Consider the following 21,052-nt stretch of genomic DNA (forward strand, 5'->3'; position numbering starts at 1 on the left):
TTACCCGCCCGCCGCCGGGTGCAGATTCCCCAACAGCATGAACCGCGTGCTCCCCGTTCCGGTGGCTGCGGTGGTGAGCGTCACCGTATCTTTGCCCCTGCTGAACCGCATGGACTGCTGCCCCGCCGCGGCCGGTACGCGTTCAGACCAGAACTTCAGGGGCCCCAGGATCTGCTGGAAGTGGCCCACGACCGAGTCCTGGCTGGAAGTGACGATGGCGTCCGCGGAAATCTGCAGGGATCCATCCGCCGGGGAGACACTCGTCGACACAACGACCGCTCCGTCCGGGAACGAGATCACGTCCCCGGGGAATCCGTCCACGATTTCTCCCCGGGCTGATGCCATGGCGGGCAGGGGCAGGCTGACGAGGGGAACCGGAGGCGAGGGCAGGGGCAACCCGGAGGGCGACGCGCTCACGGGCGGCAGGACTTCCCGCCCGACGGGTGCCGGGGTGGAGCCGTCGGCGGCTCCGCCGTCGGGCGCGGCCGCGCCACCGCCTGCCTCCGCCTGCGCCGCTCCGTCGGCCGCGACGGGACCGGCGCTGGATCCGGCGGTCGTCGGACTGCTGCCGGCCACCGGCGTGGAACGCGACTCAGCGGACTGGCCCGCCGTTATCTGGTCCAGCACGACGGCGGTGCCCCCGAGGATCGCAGCCACGCCGATCCCGGCGATGACGAGCCGCTTGGCTCTCACCGGCTGTCCGCAGCCCGCGCCGACGCATCCATCGCCACCACGGTTCCCGATCCCCTAGCACCCATCGCCACAGTCTTTCAGCGTGGTGCACGGTTCGGAAAGGAGTAGGACTACCTGTTTTACGGGTGCCGGCTACCAGCGCCCGTTGCGCGGCCGGGGCTGGCAGACCGGGCACGAGTAGGAGGAACGGTTCATGAACTGGTCCCGCCTCATCACGCTGGCCAGGCCGGCGGCGGCGCAGCGTTTGCATTCCCTGCCCTCGCGGCCGTAGGCGTTGAGCGAGCGGTCGAAGTAGCCCGAGGCCCCGTTGACGTTGACATAAAGCGAGTCGAAGCTGGTGCCGCCGGCCGCCAGGGCCTCGGTCATGACCTCGCGCGCGGCGTCGAGGACACGCGCGGCCTCCGCCCGCCGGAGCGTGTCGGTGGGCCGGGCGAAGTGCAGCCGGGCCTTCCAGAGTGCCTCGTCGGCGTAGATGTTGCCGATTCCCGAGACGAGGCCCTGGTCCAGCAGCGCGCGTTTGAGGCCTGTCTTGCGGGTCCGCAGACGGCGGTAGAACTCGTCGAAGGAAAAGTACGGGTCCAGCGGGTCGCGCGCGATGTGGGCGGCTTCCTCGGCGATCAGCGGCAGCGGCGTTTCGGCGAGTCCGCCGGGGGCGCCGTCGGCCGTGGGGATCAGGGAAGTGAGGAAGAGCCCGCCGAAGATGCGCTGGTCCACGAACCGGAGCTGTTCCGGCATGCCGTCAGCGGCGCTGAGCTGCAAGCGCACCTTCAGGTGCTTCTCGTCCGCAGCGGAGGAGTCCTGCATCAGCAGTTGGCCGGACATGCCCAGATGCGCCATCAGGGCCACGGAGGGCTGAATGGTTCCGGCGGCGGGTCCGGCACCGGGCCCGGTGGCGGGAGTGTCCGCCAGCGGAAGCCAGAGGAACTTGCCCCGGCGCACCACGTCCAGGACGCGGGCGCCCTCGAGATTCCCGGCGAAGTCCTCCGGGCCGAGTGCGTGCCGGCGGACGGAGCGCGGATCCACCACTTCCACAGCGGTGATGGTCCGGCCCCGGACCCAGCTCACCAGGCCGCGGCGGACCACTTCGACCTCGGGCAGTTCAGGCACGGTGCGTGCCTAGGTGCCGGTCTGGGACTGCAGCTGCTGCGCTTCGGGCTCAACGGCTTCGACTGGCGCCACTGGTTCCGGCGCGGCAGCCGACGGCGCCGACAGCCTGCGCCAGGCGTCCGCGGCAGCTTCCTGCTCGGCCTCCTTCTTGGAGTTGCCCGAGCCGGTGCCGTAGTCGTTGCCGCCGATCCGCAGAATGGCCTCGAACGTCCGGGCGTGGTCCGGCCCGGAGCCCTCCACGGCGTAGTTGATCGTTCCGAGCTGCCGGCTGGCCGCCAATTCCTGGATGCTGGTCTTCCAGTCGGTGCCGGCGCCGAGCGCGGCGGCGTCCTTGAGCAGCGGCCCGATCAGGCGCATGACCAGCTGGCGCGCCGTCTCGATGTCATTGGAGACGTAGGTGGCCCCGATCAGCGCCTCCATGGTGTCCGCAAGGATGGAGGCCTTGTTTTTGCCCTCGGTGAGCTTTTCGCCCTGCCCGAGGTAGATGTAATCCCCAAGGCCGATGCTGCGGCCGATGCCCGCCAGGGCCCGGGTGCTGACGACGGCGGAGCGGCGCTTGGCCAGGTCCCCTTCGGGCAGCGTGGGGTTGTCACGGTACAGCGCGTCGGTTACCGAGAACCCCAGAATGGAGTCGCCCAGGAACTCGAGGCGTTCGTTGGTGGGGATGCCGCCGTTTTCGTAGGCGTAGGAACGGTGTGTGAGCGCAAGACGAAGCGTCCCGGCGTCAATAGTGACACCGAGACGCTTCAGAAGCTCTTCAGTTGAAGACATCTTATTCAGCCAGTTGGCGGATTAGACGTCTGCTACCTTGCGGCCCTTGTATTCAAGGAACAGCGCGGTGCCAGCCGAGTCGGTTACGACCTTTGCCTGGTGCGGCAGGCTGTACGTGACCTGGCCGTTCTCGACAGTCTTCACCAGGTGGGGGGCAGTTGCCTTCCACTGGGAGCGGCGGGCGCGGGTATTCGAGCGAGACATTTTCCGCTTCGGGACAGCCACGGCTAACTCATTTCTCTCTAGAAAAACACTTACAAATCAGTTTTGCCGGTCAGGCTTAGCCAAGTCAGCTAGGGCAGCCCAGCGAGGATCTACGATCTCGTGGTGATGCCCCGGCTCGTCTTCCAGGCGTACTCCACATTCGGAGCAAAGGCCCTGGCAGTCTTCCCGGCACACCGGCTGGAACGGCAGCATGGTTACAACTGCGTCCCGCAACACCGGCTCAAGATCGATCAGATCGTGCTCGACTCGACGTTGCTCTTCTTCGTCTTCTTCATCCGAGAACTCAGCGTCCTCGTAGAAGAAAAGTTCTTGCACATTGACCTCCAGGTCATACGCAAGGGGATCCAGGCATCGGCCGCATTCGCCAGTAACTTCGACGTTTGCGATTCCTGATACCAAAATTCCTTCGTGTACGGCCTCGAGCCGCAGATCCAGCTCGACATCCGAGCCTTCCTGCACGCCAATGAGTGCCACACCGAGATCACCCGGTGCGGGTACATGTTCCGTCAGCGTCCGCATGCTTCCCGGACTGCGTCCGAGGTCCTTGACGTCGAACGCCAGGGGCGAACTAGCATCTCGTTTAATGAGAACTCCTGTTGAACATATGACCGACGTACTATCTTAGCCTGATCTTCCGGGCGGACTCAAACCGGGGGCACGCCTGCGGTTCACACCGCAGGCCGCTTTGGATTTGGGCCTCGCAACCGGCAGCAGGCCGCCGAGTACCGATCAAGCTTACCCTCTGCGCGGCTGATCCCGGACCGGCTCGCCGGAGGTCAGCCGTTTCAGCACCGAGCGGGGCACGAACTCGGACACATTGCCGCCCAGGGTGAACACTTCCTTGATCAGGGTGGAGGACAGGTGGAGGTAGTGGCCCTCGGCGGGCAGGAAGACCGTCTCGACGCCGGTGAGCTGGCGGTTCATCGTCGCCATCGGCAGTTCGTAGTCAAAGTCGGAGGAGGAACGGAGCCCCTTGACGATGGCGTCCACACCCCGCTGCCGGCAGTACTCGGCGAGGAGCCCGTCCCCCACCGGCTCCACCACGATGCCGCGCAGGGAGGCCAGGGTTTCCCTGGCCATGTCGATGCGTTCCTCGAGCGTGAAGCGGTACTTCTTGGCGTAGTTCGTGGAGACGCCAACGATGACCTCGTCAAAGAGGCCGGCCGCTCTGGCAATGACTTCCAGGTGGCCGTTGTGGATGGGGTCAAAGGAGCCAGGGCATACGGCGCGTCTCATGCTCCGAACCTACCGTATTGGTGCCGCGGGCCGGGATAACATGGCTGAATGTCAGCAACCAGCATTCCTTTCACCGTGTCCGGAGGCGTGGTTCTCGTGACGGGAGCCGCCATGGGCATGGGCCGTCTGTACGCCCTGCGGGCGGCCCGCGAGGGCGCCGGCGTCGTGATTCTCTGGGACGTCGACGCCGACGGCCTGGCGAGGACCGCCGCCGAAGTGACCGCGCTCGGCGCACGCGCGGTCGTCCGCCAGGTGGATCTCGCCGACCGCGCCGCCATTGCCGACGCCGCCGAGACGTGCCGGGAGGAGGGCCCGCTGACGCTGCTGGTCAACAACGCCGGCATTGTCCGCGGCGCACTCTTCTGGGAGCACCGCCCGGAGCGGGACATTGCCCTGACCATGGAGATCAACGCGCTGGCGCCGATGTACGTCACCCACGCCTTCCTGCCCGGCATGATGGGCGACGCCGGCCGGCCGCGCCGGATCCTCAACATCGCCTCCGCCGCGGGCACCGTGTCCAACCCCAGGATGAGCGTTTATGCGGCGTCCAAATGGGCCGTGATCGGCTGGAGCGATTCGCTGCGGCTCGAACTCGAGCAGCAGGGCTTCGGCCACCTCGCCGTGACGACGTTCTGCCCCAGCTACATCTCCACCGGGATGTTCGACGGCGCCCGCGGCCCGCTGCTGACGCCGCTGATGACGCCGGAGGACGCCGTGGACCGGGCCTGGCGCGCCACCGCCGCCGGACGGCCCCAGCTGATCGCCCCGGCCACGGCGCAGCTGGGCAAGGTCCTGCGCGGCCTGCTGCCCGTGCGGGCGTGGGACTTCGTGGGCGGGAAGGTCTTCGGGATCTACTCCACCATGGACAAGTTCACCGGCCGCGGCGAGAAGGCGGGCACCCGATGAGCTCCCCGAAGCAGTCCCCGTGGCAGCGGACCGCGACCGGCGCCAACCTGCTCTCCCCCGACGGTACGCTCGGCGTCACCATCTTCGAGGAAATGACCACCCTCGCACTCCAGACCGGCGCCATCAACCTTGGCCAGGGCTTCCCGGACGAGGACGGCCCGGTGGAGATCAAGGCCGCCGCGCAGGCGGCCATCGCCGCCGGCGCCAACCAGTACGCCCCCGGCAAGGGCATCCTCGAGCTGCGCGAGGCGATCTCCCTCCACCAGGAGCGCTTCTACGGCCTGGAACCGGACCCGCAGACCGAGATCATCGTCACCACCGGCGCCACCGAGGCCATCGCAGCCTCGCTGCTCGCCCTGGTCGGCCCGGGCGATGAGGTCCTCACCTTCGAGCCGTTCTACGACTCCTACGGCGCCATCATCGGCCTCTCCGGCGCCCGCCACGTCACCGCCCCGCTGCTGGCCCCCGACTTCATGCCGGACCTGGAGGCCCTCGAAGCGGCATTCAGCAGCCGCACCAAGGTTGTGCTGGTCAACAACCCGCACAACCCGACCGGCGCGGTGTTCCCCCGCGAGGTGCTGGAACGCGTCGTCGAACTCGCCGTCCGGCACGACGCCATCATCATCACCGACGAGGTCTACGAACACCTCACCTTCGGTGCCCGGCACATCCCGGTGGCCACCCTGCCGGGCGCCGCGGACCGCACCCTGACAATTTCCTCCGCGGGGAAAACCTTTTCCTTTACCGGCTGGAAAATCGGCTGGCTCAGCGGGCCGGAGCACCTGGTCTCCGCCGCCCGCACGGTCAAGCAGTTCCTGAGCTACAGCTCGGGCACTCCTTTCCAGAGCGCCATCGCGGCCGGGCTGGGCCTGCCGGATGAGTTCTATGCCGGCATCGCCGATACCCTCCAGCTCAAACGCGACATCCTCAGCGAGGGCCTGCGGGCCGCGGGCCTGGACGTCTTCACGCCGCAGGGCACGTACTTCGTCAACGTGGACACCGCGCCGCTGGGCATCTCCGACGCCGTCGACCTGGCCCGCCTGGCTGCCCGCCCTGGTGGGCGTCGCGGCGATTCCGGTGCCGGTGTTCTGCCACCCGGAAGGCGCCGAACGCACCCGGAGCCTGCTGCGCTTCGCGTTCTGCAAACGGATTGACGTGCTGCAGGAAGCCGCCGAACGGCTCGCGACGCTCCGCGACCGGCTCTGATGGCGGACACGCCCGCCGCCGCGCGCTACCTGCGCACCACCGGCCAGCACGCCACGATCGAGCCCGATGCCTTCACCGAGGGCGGCTTCGTGCTCAGCATCGGCGGGGCCGAACAGTCGCACGTCAACCTGGCGGACCCCTCGGACATCTTCTACGAGTACCTGCGCCGGATCGGCCACGTGGTCGATCTTGCGGCACCGTGGGGCGAACCCGTTGCCGCCCTCCACCTCGGCGCCGGGGCGCTGACCCTGGCGCGCTATATCCAGGCCACCCGCCCGGGCTCGGTGCAGTACGCGGTGGAGCTGGAACGGGAACTGCTGGACTTTGTGCTGCAGCAGCTCCCCCTGCCCGAAGGCACGCAGCTGCACCCGCTGATCGGTGATGCCCGGGACGCCCTCGCCGAGCTGCCCCCGGACCTGCGCTTCGACGTCGTGATCCTGGACATCTTCTCCGGGCCGGAGGCGCCCGAGCACATCGCCTGCACGGAGTTCTACCGCGAGGCGGCGGCGAAACTCAGTCCCCGCGGCGTGCTGATCATCAACGTCGGCGACGAGCCCGGGCTCACGCTGGTCCGGAGCCAGGTGGCCGCGCTGCGCCGGGCGGTGGCCGATGTGGCCGCCTTTGCCGAGGCCGGCATGTTCAGCGGCCGCTACCCCGGCAACATCATCCTGACCGGAACGCAGAGGCCCTGGCCGGACGTATGGACGGCGGCGCTCACCGCCCGCGGACCGCACCCCGCGAAGGTGCTCTCCGGCGTCGGCCTCGACGCTTTCGCTGACTAGGTGATGTCCTCCGCCCCGGTGTCCGGGCCTTCTTCCGGGCTGGGTTCGGCAAACCAGAGCTTCGTCTCCCCGTACTTCCGTTCCGCAAACCGTTCCATCCCGTCGGGCCAGGACGGCTCGGGGGTCCGGGATGAGCGCTCCACGACGACGACGGCACCCTCGGCCAGGTGCGGGAGCAGCTTGGCGAGCACGCCGGCCAGCGCCGGTTCGTCCAGCGGGTAGGGCGGATCGAGGAAGACGAGGTCCCAGCGGACGGCCTCCTGGGTCCGGTCCAGGAACGAGTCGACCTTGGAGCGGTGCACCGTGACCACCTTGTGCCGCGCGACGGTGTTGACCAGGTCCGCGTTGCGCTGGCAGACCTCGCTGGCCTTGCCGTCGGATTCCACCAGGTCCACACTCTTCGCGCCGCGGCTGGCGCTTTCCACCCCGAGTGAACCGGACCCCGCGTAGAGGTCCAGCACCCGGGCGTCCGCGATCACCTCGAAGGCGTCCAGCCGGGAGAACAGCGCCTCCTTGACCCGGTCCGTGGTGGGCCGGGTCAGGGACCCCGGGACGCTGACCAGGGTGGTTCCGCCCGCGGCCCCGGCAATGATGCGGCTCATGGCCGGGCCGCCCTGGATGCATGGATGGTGTTAGCCGCGTTCAAGGAACGCCTCCTTTTCCGGATTGAGGTATTCGTCGATCGCCGCGGCGAGGACGGGGTGGGCACCCAGTGACGGGTCGCCGCCGACGATCGCCTGCGCGTCCTGCCGGGCCCGGGCGATCACGTCCTCGTGTTCAAGGACCCGCAGCAGCTTCAGCGTGGACCGGCCGCCGGACTGGGAGGCGCCCAGGATGTCGCCTTCACGGCGCAGCTTGAGGTCCTCCTGGGAGAGTAGGAAGCCGTCGGTGGTGGCCGCGACGGCGTCGAGCCGGCGGCGGCTCGGGTGGCCGGGTTCCAGGCTGGTGACGAGCAGGCAGGTGCCCGGCAGCCCGCCGCGTCCCACCCGGCCGCGGAGCTGGTGGAGCTGCGAGATGCCGAAGCGGTCCGCATCCAGGATCACCATGAGCGTGGCGTTGTGGACGTCCACTCCCACTTCGATCACGGTGGTGGAGACCAGGAGCTTGGTCTGGTTGGCGGTGAAGGCGGCCATGGTCTCGGACTTCAGCACCGGGTCCAGCCGGCCGTGCAGCGGCGCCACCGGCACGCCCGCCAGGGCCGGTTCGTCCCGCAGGAGTTCGACGACGCCGGCCACGGAGGCCAGCTCGCGGGCCCCGTTGTCGCCGGCCAGGTCCGCGGCCGACGGTTCGGCCTCGCCGGGACTGAAGTCGCCGTCGTCGTCCGAGCCGATCTTGGGGCAGACGATGTACACCTGGTGGCCCGCGTCGATCTCTTCCCGGGCGCGGCTCCAGATGCGCGTGGCCCACGCCGGGTGCTCCGCGAGCCCGACGACATGGGTGGTGATCGGTGCGCGGCCGGCCGGGAGTTCGTCGAGGACGGACGTTTCGAGGTCGCCGAACACGGTCATGGCAACGGTCCTGGGGATGGGGGTGGCGGTCATGACGAGCAGGTGCGGGGGCTTGCTGGCCTTGGACCGGAGCACATCGCGCTGTTCGACGCCGAACCGGTGCTGCTCGTCGACCACGATCAGGCCCAGGTCGTAGAAGGAGACGTTGTCGCTGAGCAGGGCATGCGTGCCGATGACGATCCCGGCGGTCCCGGAAGCGGCGTCCAGCATCGCCTGTTTCCGGGCCGCCGTGGGCATGGACCCGGTGAGCAGCGTGACCTGGACCGCGTCGGGGCCGAACCCGCCCAGCATGCCGTCGCGGGACAGCGGCCCGAGGGTGCGGCGGATCGATTCGTAGTGCTGCGCGGCAAGGACCTCGGTGGGGGCCAGCAGGGCGGCCTGTCCCCCGGCGTCGACCACCTGCAGCATCGCTCGCAGGGCCACGATGGTCTTGCCGGAGCCGACCTCGCCCTGGAGGAGGCGGTTCATCGGCGAGTCCTGGGCGAGTTCCGCGGCCAGGGTCTTGCCGACGGCGGCCTGGCCGGCGGTCAGGGTGAACGGCAGCTGCCGGTCAAAGGCGGCCAGCAGCCCCTCCGGCACGGGGCGGCGGGCGGTCGCCTCCTCGGCGGCGAGCTGGGCGCGGCGCCGGGCGAGGGCCGACTGGAGCACCAGGGCTTCCTGGTAGCGGAACCGGTCGCGGGCGTGCTGCCAGTCCGCGGGCCCGTGCGGGGCGTGGATGAGCCGGTACGCGTCGGCGACCGGCACGAACTTCTCCCGCGCCGTGATCTCCGCCGGCAGCGGGTCGGGCACGGCGTCCAGATCCGCGGTGTCCAGCAGCGTTTCGACGACCTTCTGAATGGACCAGCTGGTCAGTTTGGCGGTGGCCGGGTACACCGGGATGGGCATGGCGGCGAGCTTCTCCGGGTCCATCCCGGGCGTGTCCGGGTCCTTGTCCAGCAGCTGGAAGTCGGGGTTGGTCAGCCCCAGGGCGCCGCCGTAGCGGGTGATTTTTCCGGAGAACAGGGCCCGGCGGCCCGGCTGCAGCTCCGCCTTCGCCCGGTGGCCGTTGAAGAAGCTCACCTTCAGCGTGCCCGGCCGGCCGGTCCCGGCGCCGGCGTCGTCGGTGATCACAACGTCCGTCAGAAAGCCGCGGCGGGTCTTCATGAACCGGGTGCTGCTGGAGACCACCCGGGCAATCAGGGTGACTTCCTCGTCGAGCGGAACCTCGCTGATGGGTGTGAGTTCGCCGCGGTTCATGTAACGGCGGGGGAAGTAGTTCAGCAGCCCGCCGACGGTGGTGATGCCGAGGTGTTTTTCGATGACCGCCGCGGAGCGCTTGCCGATCCGGCGTTCAAGGTCCAGCCCCAGTTCGGCGTTGGCCAGGTCAGCGTTCATGTCCGTCGGGGACCTGTCCTGCGGGTTCACGGTCGCCGGCGCCGAGGGGTTCGGCGTCCGGCACGGCAAGTTCGCTGACGCTGATGTCCGAGGGTTCGCCGAGCGAACGGATCAGGGCCACGGCGGGCCCGGAGTGCAGCACGTGGACGTGGACGCGCCAGCGGTAGGCGCCGGAGGCGTCAGCTGCCCCGCTGACCTGGCTCATGATGACGGAGTCGCCCATTTCGTCGAGCCGCTGGCGCATCATGGCGGCGTCCAGCGGTGACAGGGTGATGGTGCACATGACTTCCACGCCGTCATCCCGGGGCATGCCGGCGTGGATGTGCGGGTCCTGGACGTCGTAGCCGTGCAGGCCGTCCAGCAGCTGGTCCTGGAGTTCCTCACCGAGGACGGCGGAGCGGAGGCAGTCGAGGATCAGCAGCATCCCGACCCCGCCGGCATCCACCACATGGGCGGCGTGCAGGGCCTCCAGCTGGTCCTCCGTGCGAACTACGGCCGCGAGGGCGGCTTGCACGGCGGCGTCGAGGGCCAGGCCCAGGGTGTGGTTGCTGTCGTCGCCGTCGTGCGCCGAATCCACGGCGGCCGCGGCCCGCGCGGCGGCTTCCATCACGGAGAGCATGGTGCCGGGAACCGGGTCGCTTAACGCTGACCAGGCCCGGAGCTGGGCCCGGTTCAGCGCGGCGGCCAGCAGCGGGGCGCTGAGACGGGGGTGGCCGGCGAGGGGTTCGGCGGCTGCGCAGAGGAAAACGGCGAACAGCGTGCCGGAGTTGCCGCGGGCCTTTTCCATGGCCGCCAGGCCCGCCCTGGCGAGAATGGCGCCGACGTCGTTTTGGGCCGGATCCGGCGGAGGAACGGAATGGACCGGTGGGTCCGCGGCGACCTGGGGTATCGCGGCGGTGTCAAGGCCGTGGAGTGCCTGGGTGGCGGCACGCACCGTGAGGTAGAGGTTGGTGCCCGTGTCGCCGTCGGCGACGGGGAAGATGTTGATGGCGTTCAGGCGGTCGCTGTGGTTTCCAAGCGTCGTTTCTGCCTTGCTCAACCACCGCTTCATCGCTTGCGCGTTGGCGGCAATTTTAGTCTGCAAAGTGATCCCATCCGACAGTGTCTACGGGCCTGCCCGCTATCTTGACGCCCGTGCTGTCCGTTGCTGCAGGGGCTTCTACCGAGCCTATCGCAGTGAAACCGTGAGGCAGCTGAAGACCTGGGGGGAATGTGGCCAGCAGTCCGTGGTCCTCCCCGCCGCCCAGGATCCACGCCATCGGATCGGTGCCGAGCAGTTCGGCGGCGGGCAGGAGCGGAACGGCCAGTTGCTCCAGTACCGACGCGTCCAGGTTCAGGACGGCGTGGCTGGCGGAAGCCATCCGGTGGCCGTCCCGGACCAGCCCGTCGGAAATGTCCATCATCGCCGTCGCGCCGGCATCCCGGGCCAGTGGACCTGCCGCCAGCGGCGGCAAGGGCCGGCACTGCGTGTCCATCAGGGCGCGTTGTTCCCTGGTCAGCGCCTCGACCGGGACTGCCGATTCCAGCAGTGCGAGACCCGCCGCGGCGCGCCCCACGGTGCCCGCCAGCGCCAGAATATCCCCCGCGCGGGCGCCGGAGCGCAGCACGGCCGAGCCGCCGTCGAGGGTGCCGAGGATCGCCACGCTGACAGCCAGTTCGCGGCCGCGGCCGAGGTCGCCCCCGGCCACGGCGCAGTCCGGGGCGCCCAGTTCCCGGATGCCGGCACTGAGTCCATCGGCGAAGTCCTCGACCCAGGCGACCCGGGTGTCCGGAGGCATGGTGAGGCTGACGACCAGGGAGGTGGCGCGGGCCCCCATGGCGTTGATGTCGCTGAGGTTCTGCGCGGCCGCCTTCCAGCCGACGTCATAGCCCGTGGTCCGGTAACCGTTGTTCCATTCGAGCCGGAAGTCCTGGTCGGCCACCTGGGTATCGATACTGAGGACTGCCCGACCGTCCGGGGCCGCCACGATGGCGGCGTCGTCGCCCGGGCCCAGGATCAGCGACGGGTTGTGTTCCTGGCCGGAGTGCAGGCGCGGGAAGATGCGTTCCAGGAGCCCGGATTCGGAGAGCTCCCCTACGGTCAGGGGCGCTTTGGGCAGGATCGCTTCAGGCACCGTCGCTTCAGAGACCGTCGCTTCAGGCACGGTCGCGTCAGGCACGGTCGCGTCAGGAGCAATGGCTTTACACGGGGGGACAGTCTGGTGTTCAGGCACAGCCCTAACGCTACCGCGAGGGGACGACAACGGAGGAGGTTCGTTGTTGCGCGTGCGAGACTCGTAGGCATGCCCCCGCCACTGCCAGCGCTGAACGCCGCACCCCGGCGTGTCCGCGGGGTTCTGGCTGGCGTTTCCGGCGCCGCGATGCTGTGGCTGGTGGTGGCAATTCAGTTATTCGTCAACGTGGATCCGTTGAGCCTGCACCGCACGGACGCTGTGATCATGCTGGGCGGGGCCGCGTCCGAACGCCTGCCGGTGGCGCAGAAGCTCCAGCGCGAGCTTGAAGCACCGGTGCTGGTGCTGTCCCACACGGACACCCTGGGCAATGCGGCGGCCGACGACATCTGCAACTCGGCCGTGTTCCCCCGCCCGGGACTGGTCTGTTTCCGCCCCAGCGGCATGGACACCCGGAGTGAGGCAGACATCATTGCGGACCTTGCGGACGCCAACGGGTGGAAGTCCGTCACCGTGGTGACGTCCAGCTACCACGTCACCCGTGCCGGACGGCTAATTGGCCAGTGCACGACGGCGGACGTTCAGATGGTTGCCTCCCGTCCCGTGCTGAGTCCGGGGCAGTGGCTGCGGCGGTTTGTCATTGAAACCGGGGGCCTGATCGATGTGTCCCTGCGCCCGGAATGTACGGATCAGCGGGCGGGAATGTAAGAATTGGAGGCGATCAGGTTGAGTCCCTCAGCCTGGTGACGATGTATTGAGGCGAGGAGGACCGGCTGTTGGGTGATCCTGACGACGATGCTCCCCGGCTTGTAGCGGCCCCGCGCCACCTGCGGCGCCGCGCCCTCCGCGAGGAGATTCCGGACACGCTCCTGGTTCCCGGTGTGGAGCCCATCCCTTACGCCCCCCGGAACGCCGCCCCAGCCAAGCGCGCTGCCGAGCTGGACCCCGACGACGAGGAAGTGGCCTACCGCCGCAAGCGCCTGGCTGCGCTGGTAGCAGTCATTCTCGTCGCTGTCACCGTGCCCGCCCTGGTCATCGCCCTTCTGCTTCTGGGCTAAGCCCCCCCGTCCGATCAGTCTTGCCAGACCGCACTGCCCGCGTCTTTTTGGGGGAACATCCATGCACAGCATCATGCCGATCTTCGGCACCAGGCCCGAGGCGATCAAAATGGCGCCCGTGATCAATGCCCTTGAGCTCTCGCCGCATTTCCGCTGCATCGTTACGGTGACCGGCCAGCACCGCGAAATGCTGGACCAGGTCAACGAGCTCTTTGGGATCGTGCCCGACCACGATCTGAACATCCTCCAGCACGGCCAGTCGCTGTCCGCCATCCTGACCAGGACCATCGACGGGCTGGAGAAGCTGTTCACGCACACCCGGCCGGATGCCGTGGTGGTCCAAGGGGACACCACGACCTCCACCGCCGCCGCGATTGCGGCGTTTTACCACGGGATCCCCGTGGTGCATGTCGAGGCAGGGCTCCGCAGCGGGGACCTCCGCTCCCCCTTCCCGGAAGAGGCGAACCGCAAGATCACAAGCCAGATCGCGAGCCTCCACCTGGCGCCGACGAGCGTCAGCAAAGGCAACCTGGTGGCGGAGGGTATCAGGCCGGAAAACGTCGTCATTACGGGCAATTCCGTCATTGACGCGCTCCTGGCCACCGTAGGCAAGTCCGTTGCCTTCACAGACCCGCAACTCGAGGACCTGGCAGCCAGCGGCAGGAAAATCCTTCTGGTCACAACCCACCGCCGGGAGAACCAGGGAGATGCCATGCGCGGCGTGGCCCGGGCCTTGGCCCGGATCGCCGACGCCGAGCGCGACCTGGTGATAGTCCTGCCGGCCCACAAGAATCCCGTCGTGCGCGAAGCGTTGCTGCCGCTCCTCGAAGGAAAAGCCAACGTCGTGGTCACCGAGCCTCTCCCGTACGGCGAGTTCACGCGGCTGCTGTCCATGGCGCACTTCGTCATGACGGACTCGGGAGGCGTGCAGGAGGAAGCTCCCAGCCTCGGCAAGCCTGTGCTGGTAATGCGGGACAACACAGAACGGCCGGAAGCCGTCAAAGCCGGGACCGTGGCGCTCATCGGCACGGATGAGGAGCGGATTGTTGCCGAGGTGACACGCCTGCTCAGGGACCCCCAGCACTTCGCAGCCATGGCGAACGCCGTCAACCCTTACGGGGACGGCGAGGCTGCCAGCCGAACCGTTGCAGCCATTGCGGAACTGCTCGGCGTCGGGTCCCGCATCGGCGAGTTCGCCGGCGGGTAGTGCGGCACCGCACCGACGACCCGACGGCCCGGGAAAGTTAACATACGGGGCCGGAGCGGTTAACGCAGGGATAACGTAAGGTTGCTGGCTTTCTTGGGCCGACGGGGGCAAACCGGTATGCTTGGCTGCGGGGGACGCTCACCTTGGCCCGTTTTACGGTGCCGAGACGCCTGATCGAGTGATGCTACGGCTCGCCGCTCCCCGTCCCAAAGCACACTCGTTGAAGAGGAAACCAATGAAAATTCAAGCCGTAATTCTGGCTGCCGGAATGGGCACACGTTTGGCGCGCCCGCACCCGAAGCCCATGACGGAGCTCAGTGATGGCAGGACCATCATGCACCAGCAGGTCCAGAACCTGCACAACAAGTTCGGCAAGAAGCTGCGGCTGACCATTGCGGTCGGTTTCAAGCTGGAGATGATCCTCGAACACGTACCGAACGCGTCTTTTGTCTACAACGAGAACTTTGACCAGACAAACACCTCGAAGAGCCTCCTGAAGGCGGTCCGGAACTCCGCCAAGGGCGGCGTGCTGTGGATGAACGGCGACGTGGTCTTCGACCCGGATATTCTCGAGATGCTGTTGCCCTATATCCAGCGTGACGAGTCGTTTATCACCGTGGACATTTCCTCGGTCTCCGACGAGGAAGTCAAATACACCACCGACGCGGATGGCAAGATCCTGGAACTGTCCAAGATTGTCCCTGCCGACGTGGCCCACGGCGAGGCTGTCGGCATCAACTTTGTCAGTTCGAAGGACAAGAAGAAGCTCCTCAAGCGACTGATTGAAGTCGATGACCAGGATTACTTCGAGAAGGCCATCGAGCTGACCATCAAGCAGGACGACGTCAAGTGGACTCCGGTCGACATCAGCGATTTCTACGCCGTCGAGGTTGACTTCCCGGACGACCTGGTCAGGGCCAACGCCAGCATCTAGGGCCAGCCCCAGCGACTCCGGCAAACCGTTTGGCGGACACCGGGCCTGACGATTGCCCCGCCGACTCCAACAGCAAAGGGCCACACCAGCACGTGCGACAAAAAGGCAGGATGCAAGTATCGCGACGGGAGGCCATCAAGTGGTCACTCACCGGCGCGACCGGAGTCACCCTGCTGGGATTGTCCGACTCCACCGGCCCCGCAGGCACCGGCTCCGGCGGCTCACACCTGAAACCTTCGCCTGTCTCACCGAGGACAACCCTGGACGCGACGGTTGTCCTCGGACCGCAGCGTGTGCCCCGGCTGCCCTACCGGCGCCTTGCCCCAGGGCCGGCCCTCGCAACCGAGGTCCGCGAGGAGCTGTGCGCGCGCAACAGCAGTGCCAGCGGCCAGCGGACGGCGCTGGCCGCTTTTGGGCAGCTGACGGACAGCCACGTTCTCGACGCGGCCAACCCGGGGCGGCTGTCCTTCTTTTGGCAGTACTTCGATTTCGCTGACGGGTTCCCCGCCTCCGGGCTGTTCCGGCCGCAGGACCTGCTCACCGTTCATGTGCTGGACGCGACGGTCCGGAAGCTCAACGCCGTCGGACGCGGCCCCATCAGCCAACGACCTCTGGATTGCCTCGTCACCACGGGGGACCTCACGAACGCCTTCGCCCTCAGCGAATTGTCCGCCGCGGTCAGTGTGTTTAAGGGCGCTCTGGCGACATCGCACCCGGCCGGCACGTACGAGGGTGTCCAGGACCACGGACCGGCCCCCCTCGAACTGTCCCAGAACATCTGGCATCCGGAACCGGAACCCGAGCTGGCACCCCAGGATGACTGGAAAGCCGTTCACGGGTATCCCACTGTGCCGGGGCTCCTCGAGGCGGCCATCAGACCGGTAAACGCCGAGGGCTCGGACTTCCCCTGGTATATCGGCGTCGGAAACCACGACGAAGCCGGGCGTTCAGGCGGGGATCCAGTCTCAGCGAAAACCGACTTCGTCGACACGCTCCGTGTCGGCGACCGGCTTCCGATGCGGCTGCCCCCCGGCCTCGACGAACTGGACTTCTGGGAAACAGTCAATGAGTCCAGCGCGAACGAACGCCGGGCCCTTATGGCATCCATGCCTTCGCGAAAGGTGCAGGCTTCGAAACTCCGCCGCGAGTTCAGCAAGGAAGACTTCATGGATTCCATTGCAGGCAACGGCGGGCACGCCGGCGCGGCCGCCGGCCGCCGTCCCGAACGCCAGCCGTACTACACCTTTGACATCTCACCGCAGGTTGTCGGCGTCATGCTGAACACGGCCAGCCCGGACGGCGGCGGTGGCGCAGTGCTCGACGCCGCCCAGGCGGCGTGGCTGGAGGAGCAACTTGAGAGCGTGTCGGCGCAGTCCTACGATCCGAAGGGCAAACTCACCGCGAGGGCCGTTGAAGATCGACTTGTGGTCTTGTTCAGCCATCACCCGCTGCCTTACTTTGACGAGGCCACGCGTTCGCCGGACGACGGTGAACCTCCCCTGGACCGTTCAGCGGTGCTGCGGCTCATCTCCCGGTTTCCGAACGTGGTGGCCTGGCTGAACGGCCACACGCACAAGCACCAGGTGACGCCGCACGAATCCGAATTTGACCTGGGTGGATTCTGGGAAATCACGACGGCGTCGCTCATTGACTATCCGCAGCAGTCGAGAGTGCTTGAGCTCATGGACAACGGCGACGGAACGCTGTCCATTGCCGCCACACTGGTGGACCATTCGGCTCCGGAGAGTGTGCTCCATGACGGACCTCACAGTCCGGCATCCCTGGCCGCCTTGAGCCTTGAGCTCGTGTTGAACCGGCCCGGCCTGGACCCCGCCGAGGTGATGGGATCCGCCGGGGACCAGAACGTCGACCTGGTATTGCGGAAACCCTTTTGACGCTGGCACCACAACGGCACCACGAGGTGGCGTGCCAGTATTGACGGAACGCGCCGGGCCACTGCGCCCGGCACCACCAATGACTTGCAGCAATTGAAATTGAAGTGACAACCACCGGTTGGATCCAGACGAGGGAAGCGAATCCAAGAATGCCAGGTCCCAAGCAGAGCCAAGCTATAGCTGCGTTGAAAGCTGCCGCCGAGAGAAATCTCCGTCGTGTGTGGCGGGCGTTGCCCCCGGAGCAGCGGAAACAGATCCGCAAGGTGGCGCACCCTGCCAGCGTGGCAAAGCTCCAGAGAACCGCCGCGGCGAAGCCCGTGGCAGCCCTGCAGCGGCCCCAGCTCGCCGTTGTCGTCCTCCTGACCGACGACGCCGGCGATCCCGCCGTGACGTTGCGGAGCCTGGTGGGCCAGGAGCCCGCCGCGCTGGAAATGTTTGTCGTGGACACCTCCCTGGCCGGTCTGGGCCGAGCGCAGGTCCGGGAGTTTGCGAAGCGCGACGGGCGGGTCAAGTACCTTGCGCTTGCAGGCTCCGGTGAAGAGGCCGCCCGTGGCCACGCCGTCGCGCAGAGCCACGCCCCCTATTTGATGTTCCTGACTGCCGGGGACATGATCGAAAAGGCCAGCCTGGATCCCATGCTCCGGTCGCTGCGCACGAGCGGTTCGTCCTTCGCCGTCGGTATGACCGGAATCGTCAAGGGCAAGGTCAGCTCGACGCCGGTATGGCAGCGGGACATCCATGCAGAGCCGCGGCCGGCCGCGGCTGTGTCGGAGCTTCCGGCCATTCTGCGTGACGGCGCCCTCGCCAACAAGGTCTTTGGGCGGAAGTTCTGGACGTCAGCAACCGCCGATATTACGACCGGACGTGAGCACTGGCAGTACGAGGCGGTCCCCACCCTTTACTCCCGGGCAGAGTCCTTCGACATCCTTGACCTCAAAGTCGTCAATACTTCCGCGGACGCCTCTGTCCGCCCCCTGGCACGCGAGCTCCTCTGCCAGATGCAGTATCTGGAGGACCGTCTCGCCAGGCTTGAATCCCTCACCGCCAGATTGCGCCCCACACTGGCCCCGGAAGCCTATCGGCGGGTGCTTTCCCAGGAACTGGGCAACGGCCTCTTCCGCTTCTACGAAGTGGTCCCCCGCACCGATCAGGCGTTCTGGGACAGGCTCCACGCCACGGTCCGCCGCCTCAGTGACGGCGTGGAGTTGGACTGGGACGGCATCAGAATTCACAACCGGCTGATCCTCTCGGCTGTCCTCGCGGACCGGCGGGAGGATGTCGTCCGGATCTGCAACCACCGGAGCGACTACAACTCCAGCTTCCCCACTCAGGTCACCGGGGACGCGCTGTTGGCGCAACCCAAGTATCTGGTCGAGCTCTCCCATTACGAACCGGAGCTCCTGCCCTGCCGCGAGATCGACCTCCGGTTTGTCAGCAAGATGACGCACTTCGCCTGGCAGGCTGACGGCCGGCTGGAAATCGGCGGTCACGCGTACATCTCCTCCGTCGATCCCGTGGAGGGGAACCTTTCGATCGGGGTGTCCCTGGTCAACGCCGACGGCGGAGAAGTCCCGCTGGCGGTGCAGCGCCACACGGACCAGTCCATCGACTGGGAATCCAACGACAACTGGACCTCCTACGCCGATGCCGGTTTCCGTACCGTCATTGACCCGGCCGCGATGCTGGAAGGACCCGGGGCCGGCGGCCCCGCCGAGTGGCATGTGGTTCTGACGGTCACCGCCGCCGGCCGGAGCTTCGAGGCCCCCCTGACGCGCCGGGACGCCAACGGTTCCACCGGCACACTGCCTGTGGGCCCCCTGCTGGACACATCCCGGATTGCCGTGGAAATGCGTCCCGCCACGACCGGCCTGACCTTTGTGCCGGTAAGGCCCTTGTATGTTGCCACCTCGCTGGAACTGACGGGGCGGACCCTGACGCTGGCAGTTGAAGCCCATTCCGCCCCGGTGGCCGCAAAGGTCTCCCTCGAGTCGCTCAAGTTCGGTATCCGCGCCACGGCCACCTGCCTGAGCGTCGACGGCGCCCGGGCGCTCTACGCCATCGACGTGCCCGACCTGGCACCAGGTGCCGCCGCGACAGCCGAGTACGAGTGGCAACTGCGCCTGGACAGCGGCTTCAAGACCCCCCAGCCGGTTGCCTGGCCGGAAGGCTCTTCGGAGCTGGAGGCCCAGTCCGACCAGACCCGGAGCCTCAGGCTGGGCCTGACCGGTTACGGGTTTGTGACCCTGAAGGAGCGCAGGACCCGCGTTATCGCCTCCTCCGTGGAGGTGTCAGCGGATCAGCGCACCCTGCGGATCGAGGGCACTGCGGATCTGCCGGTCATTCATGCTCCCCGATTCGTCCTCTCCAGCGGGAAAGCAGTCATCCCCGCAACTGACGCTGCGCTGACGGTGCGGACCAACAACGGAAGCAACACGTTCACCGCCGATTTCCTGCTCCCCCAGAACCCGTGGGACGGCGAGGAAGTGATGCCCGAGGCCGGCGCGTACAGCGTGCGCTTCGTCGCCCCGGGAGTCGCCGACCACCAGGGGTACTGGATCCCGGCGTCGTCCGGGCTGCAGTCCCAGATGCCCCGGCGGATAGCGGCCGACCGGGTGGAAGTCGGAGTGAGCCGCACCCCCAAGAACGCCGCCCTGGCGATTCACCTTCGGCCGCCCCTGGCGGCGGATGAGGTGGGACGGTTCGGCCAGCAGCTGCTCCGCACCCCGGTCACGGTGGGCGGCGAGGCGGAACTCAAGGACGCCATCCTCTTCATGTGCTTCGGCGGACGGCGCGCCACGGACAGCCCGCGGCGCCTGCTGGAGGAATTCCAGCGCCGGGGCAGCCAGTGGCCGATGTACTGGGCCGTTGCTGACTTCTCGGTGCCGGTGCCCGCAGGAGCCGAACCGGTGCTCATTGGATCCCGGCGTTGGTACCAGCTCCTGACCGAGTCCAGGATCCTGATCAACAACAACAACTTCCCGTTCTACTTCCGCAAGCGCGAGGGACAGGTCTACATCCAGACCTGGCACGGGACGCCTTTGAAGAAGCTCGGCAACGACGTCGCCCGCACGAACTTCTCGCTGTCCTACTGGAACCTCATGTGGCGCGAGGCCGAGTACTGGGACGCCCTCCTGGCGCAAAACGAGTACGCCGCCGGCGTTCTGGCCAAGTGCTTCGGCTTTGACGGGCGTGTTGTCGCCGACGGCTATCCCCGCAACGACAGCCTCACCCGCGAGCGGATGGAGCAGGACCGGCCCGCAATCCGCCGCCGGCTCGGCATTCCCGAGGGAAAGACCGCGATTCTCTATGCCCCCACCTGGCGCGACGACGCCAAGAACGCCTCGCGGCAATACGAAATGGTCACGTACCTCGACTTCGAGAAGGCGCAGCAGCAGCTGGGCGACGACTACGTGCTGCTGCTCCGCGGGCACCACAACATCGCCGGCCAGCGGCAGACCGCGGCCAATGAATTTGTCATCGACGTGACCGAGTACCCGGAAGTCAACGACCTGTACACGGCCGCGGACATCCTGGTCAACGATTATTCCTCCGTCATGTTCGACTTCTGTGTGACTGGCAAACCGATCATCTTCCTGACGCCGGACATCGCCCAGTACCGGGACGAGACCCGGGGCTTCTACTTCGATCTGGAGGAAAAGGCACCCGGCCCGCTGCATAACACCACCGAGGAAGTCGTGCGGTCCATCAAGACCATCCCGTCGGTCTCCCGCCGTTACGAGGCCAAGTATGCTGCGTTCGTCGAGATGTTCGCGCCCTACTGCGACGGCGGCGCCACCAGCCGTGTCTTTGATGCGCTGTGGCCGGACGGAGCGGAGCGTCCGCTGGCGCTTGGTTCGGGCCAGTCATCGTCGCCCTCGGAGGGCTAAGCGGCCGAGGGCGCACCAACGAAGCAACCATTGCCGGGCGCCAGCCAGCCCTGCCACATTTCCAGCAACAACATTAGGACGCAGTAATAATC

18 protein-coding genes and 1 pseudogene are annotated in these 21,052 nt (G+C 67.3%); 9 read left to right on the forward strand and 10 right to left on the reverse strand.

From position 1 onward, the window contains the following. From AC06G6_RS12205 to coaD, 6 genes are all read right to left on the reverse strand, one after another. Positions 1–693: a hypothetical protein gene (locus AC06G6_RS12205; protein ID WP_479822376.1), complete on the reverse strand. Its 693-nt coding sequence runs from the start codon at positions 691–693 to the stop codon at positions 1–3. A 132-nt stretch (positions 694–825) separates the two neighbouring features. Beyond that, positions 826–1,800, reverse strand: coding sequence for a bifunctional DNA-formamidopyrimidine glycosylase/DNA-(apurinic or apyrimidinic site) lyase (gene mutM, locus AC06G6_RS12210; RefSeq protein ID WP_479822378.1), 975 nt, complete (start codon positions 1,798–1,800; stop codon positions 826–828). 9 nt (positions 1,801–1,809) lie between these two features. Further along, positions 1,810–2,571: a ribonuclease III gene (gene rnc / locus AC06G6_RS12215; protein ID WP_479822380.1), complete on the reverse strand. Its 762-nt coding sequence runs from the start codon at positions 2,569–2,571 to the stop codon at positions 1,810–1,812. 21 nt (positions 2,572–2,592) lie between these two features. Further along, a complete protein-coding gene (gene rpmF, locus AC06G6_RS12220) occupies positions 2,593–2,796 on the reverse strand; it encodes a 50S ribosomal protein L32 (protein ID WP_009356569.1) in 204 nt (67 codons plus the stop codon). A 36-nt stretch (positions 2,797–2,832) separates the two neighbouring features. Further along, positions 2,833–3,357 (reverse strand): YceD family protein, encoded by a 525-nt coding sequence (locus tag AC06G6_RS12225; RefSeq protein WP_282380402.1) that lies wholly within the window; start codon positions 3,355–3,357, stop codon positions 2,833–2,835. Positions 3,358–3,531: 174 nt separating this feature from the next. After that, on the reverse strand, positions 3,532–4,032 hold the full coding sequence (gene coaD, locus AC06G6_RS12230; protein ID WP_463902806.1) for a pantetheine-phosphate adenylyltransferase: 501 nt from the start codon (positions 4,030–4,032) through the stop codon (positions 3,532–3,534). A 48-nt stretch (positions 4,033–4,080) separates the two neighbouring features. Here coaD and AC06G6_RS12235 point away from each other — a divergent pair, with 48 nt between their 5' ends. From AC06G6_RS12235 to AC06G6_RS12245, 3 genes and pseudogenes are all read left to right on the forward strand, one after another. Next, complete coding sequence (locus AC06G6_RS12235; protein WP_479822382.1) at positions 4,081–4,938, forward strand: SDR family NAD(P)-dependent oxidoreductase; 858 nt, start codon at positions 4,081–4,083, stop codon at positions 4,936–4,938. Beyond that, positions 4,935–6,144, forward strand: a pseudogene (locus AC06G6_RS12240) (aminotransferase class I/II-fold pyridoxal phosphate-dependent enzyme). The gene AC06G6_RS12235 and the pseudogene AC06G6_RS12240 overlap by 4 nt, the downstream one beginning before the upstream one ends. Next, positions 6,144–6,926 (forward strand): spermidine synthase, encoded by a 783-nt coding sequence (locus tag AC06G6_RS12245; RefSeq protein ID WP_479822384.1) that lies wholly within the window; start codon positions 6,144–6,146, stop codon positions 6,924–6,926. Before AC06G6_RS12240 ends, AC06G6_RS12245 begins: the two are co-directional and overlap by 1 nt. On the opposite strand, the gene rsmD is transcribed toward AC06G6_RS12245, so the two are convergent. From rsmD to thiL, 4 genes are read right to left on the reverse strand one after another with little or no spacing between them, the layout of a single operon-like run. Then, on the reverse strand, positions 6,923–7,528 hold the full coding sequence (rsmD, locus tag AC06G6_RS12250) for a 16S rRNA (guanine(966)-N(2))-methyltransferase RsmD (RefSeq protein ID WP_479822386.1): 606 nt from the start codon (positions 7,526–7,528) through the stop codon (positions 6,923–6,925). The genes AC06G6_RS12245 and rsmD overlap by 4 nt on opposite strands. A gap of 30 nt (positions 7,529–7,558) precedes the next feature. Beyond that, positions 7,559–9,808: an ATP-dependent DNA helicase RecG gene (locus AC06G6_RS12255; protein WP_479822388.1), complete on the reverse strand. Its 2,250-nt coding sequence runs from the start codon at positions 9,806–9,808 to the stop codon at positions 7,559–7,561. Further along, on the reverse strand, positions 9,798–10,859 hold the full coding sequence (locus AC06G6_RS12260; protein ID WP_479828653.1) for a DAK2 domain-containing protein: 1,062 nt from the start codon (positions 10,857–10,859) through the stop codon (positions 9,798–9,800). The genes AC06G6_RS12255 and AC06G6_RS12260 overlap by 11 nt, the downstream gene beginning before the upstream one ends. Before the next feature lie 22 nt (positions 10,860–10,881). Further along, positions 10,882–11,922 carry a thiamine-phosphate kinase gene (gene thiL, locus AC06G6_RS12265; RefSeq protein WP_479822391.1) on the reverse strand — a complete coding sequence of 347 codons (1,041 nt, stop codon included), beginning with the start codon at positions 11,920–11,922 and terminating at the stop codon, positions 10,882–10,884. Positions 11,923–12,090: 168 nt separating this feature from the next. On the opposite strand from thiL, the gene AC06G6_RS12270 reads away from it, so the two are divergent. The 6 genes from AC06G6_RS12270 (at position 12,091) to AC06G6_RS12295 (ending at position 20,960) form a co-directional block, all read left to right on the forward strand. After that, positions 12,091–12,687, forward strand: coding sequence for a YdcF family protein (locus AC06G6_RS12270; protein WP_479822393.1), 597 nt, complete (start codon positions 12,091–12,093; stop codon positions 12,685–12,687). Positions 12,688–12,755: 68 nt separating this feature from the next. Then, positions 12,756–13,037, forward strand: a complete 282-nt coding sequence (locus AC06G6_RS12275) for a hypothetical protein (protein ID WP_479822395.1) — start codon at positions 12,756–12,758, stop codon at positions 13,035–13,037. Positions 13,038–13,098: 61 nt separating this feature from the next. Then, on the forward strand, positions 13,099–14,244 hold the full coding sequence (gene wecB, locus AC06G6_RS12280; RefSeq protein ID WP_479822397.1) for a non-hydrolyzing UDP-N-acetylglucosamine 2-epimerase: 1,146 nt from the start codon (positions 13,099–13,101) through the stop codon (positions 14,242–14,244). Between the two features lie 235 nt (positions 14,245–14,479). After that, entirely contained in the window at positions 14,480–15,178 is a 699-nt protein-coding gene (locus AC06G6_RS12285) for a phosphocholine cytidylyltransferase family protein (RefSeq protein WP_479822399.1), read from the forward strand. Positions 15,179–15,288: 110 nt separating this feature from the next. Beyond that, positions 15,289–17,073: a TIGR03767 family metallophosphoesterase gene (locus AC06G6_RS12290; RefSeq protein WP_479822401.1), complete on the forward strand. Its 1,785-nt coding sequence runs from the start codon at positions 15,289–15,291 to the stop codon at positions 17,071–17,073. Between the two features lie 281 nt (positions 17,074–17,354). After that, positions 17,355–20,960, forward strand: coding sequence for a CDP-glycerol glycerophosphotransferase family protein (locus AC06G6_RS12295; protein WP_479822403.1), 3,606 nt, complete (start codon positions 17,355–17,357; stop codon positions 20,958–20,960). The last annotated feature ends 92 nt before the right edge of the window (positions 20,961–21,052 follow it).

Source organism: Arthrobacter sp. CJL-S3 (assembly GCF_056711635.1).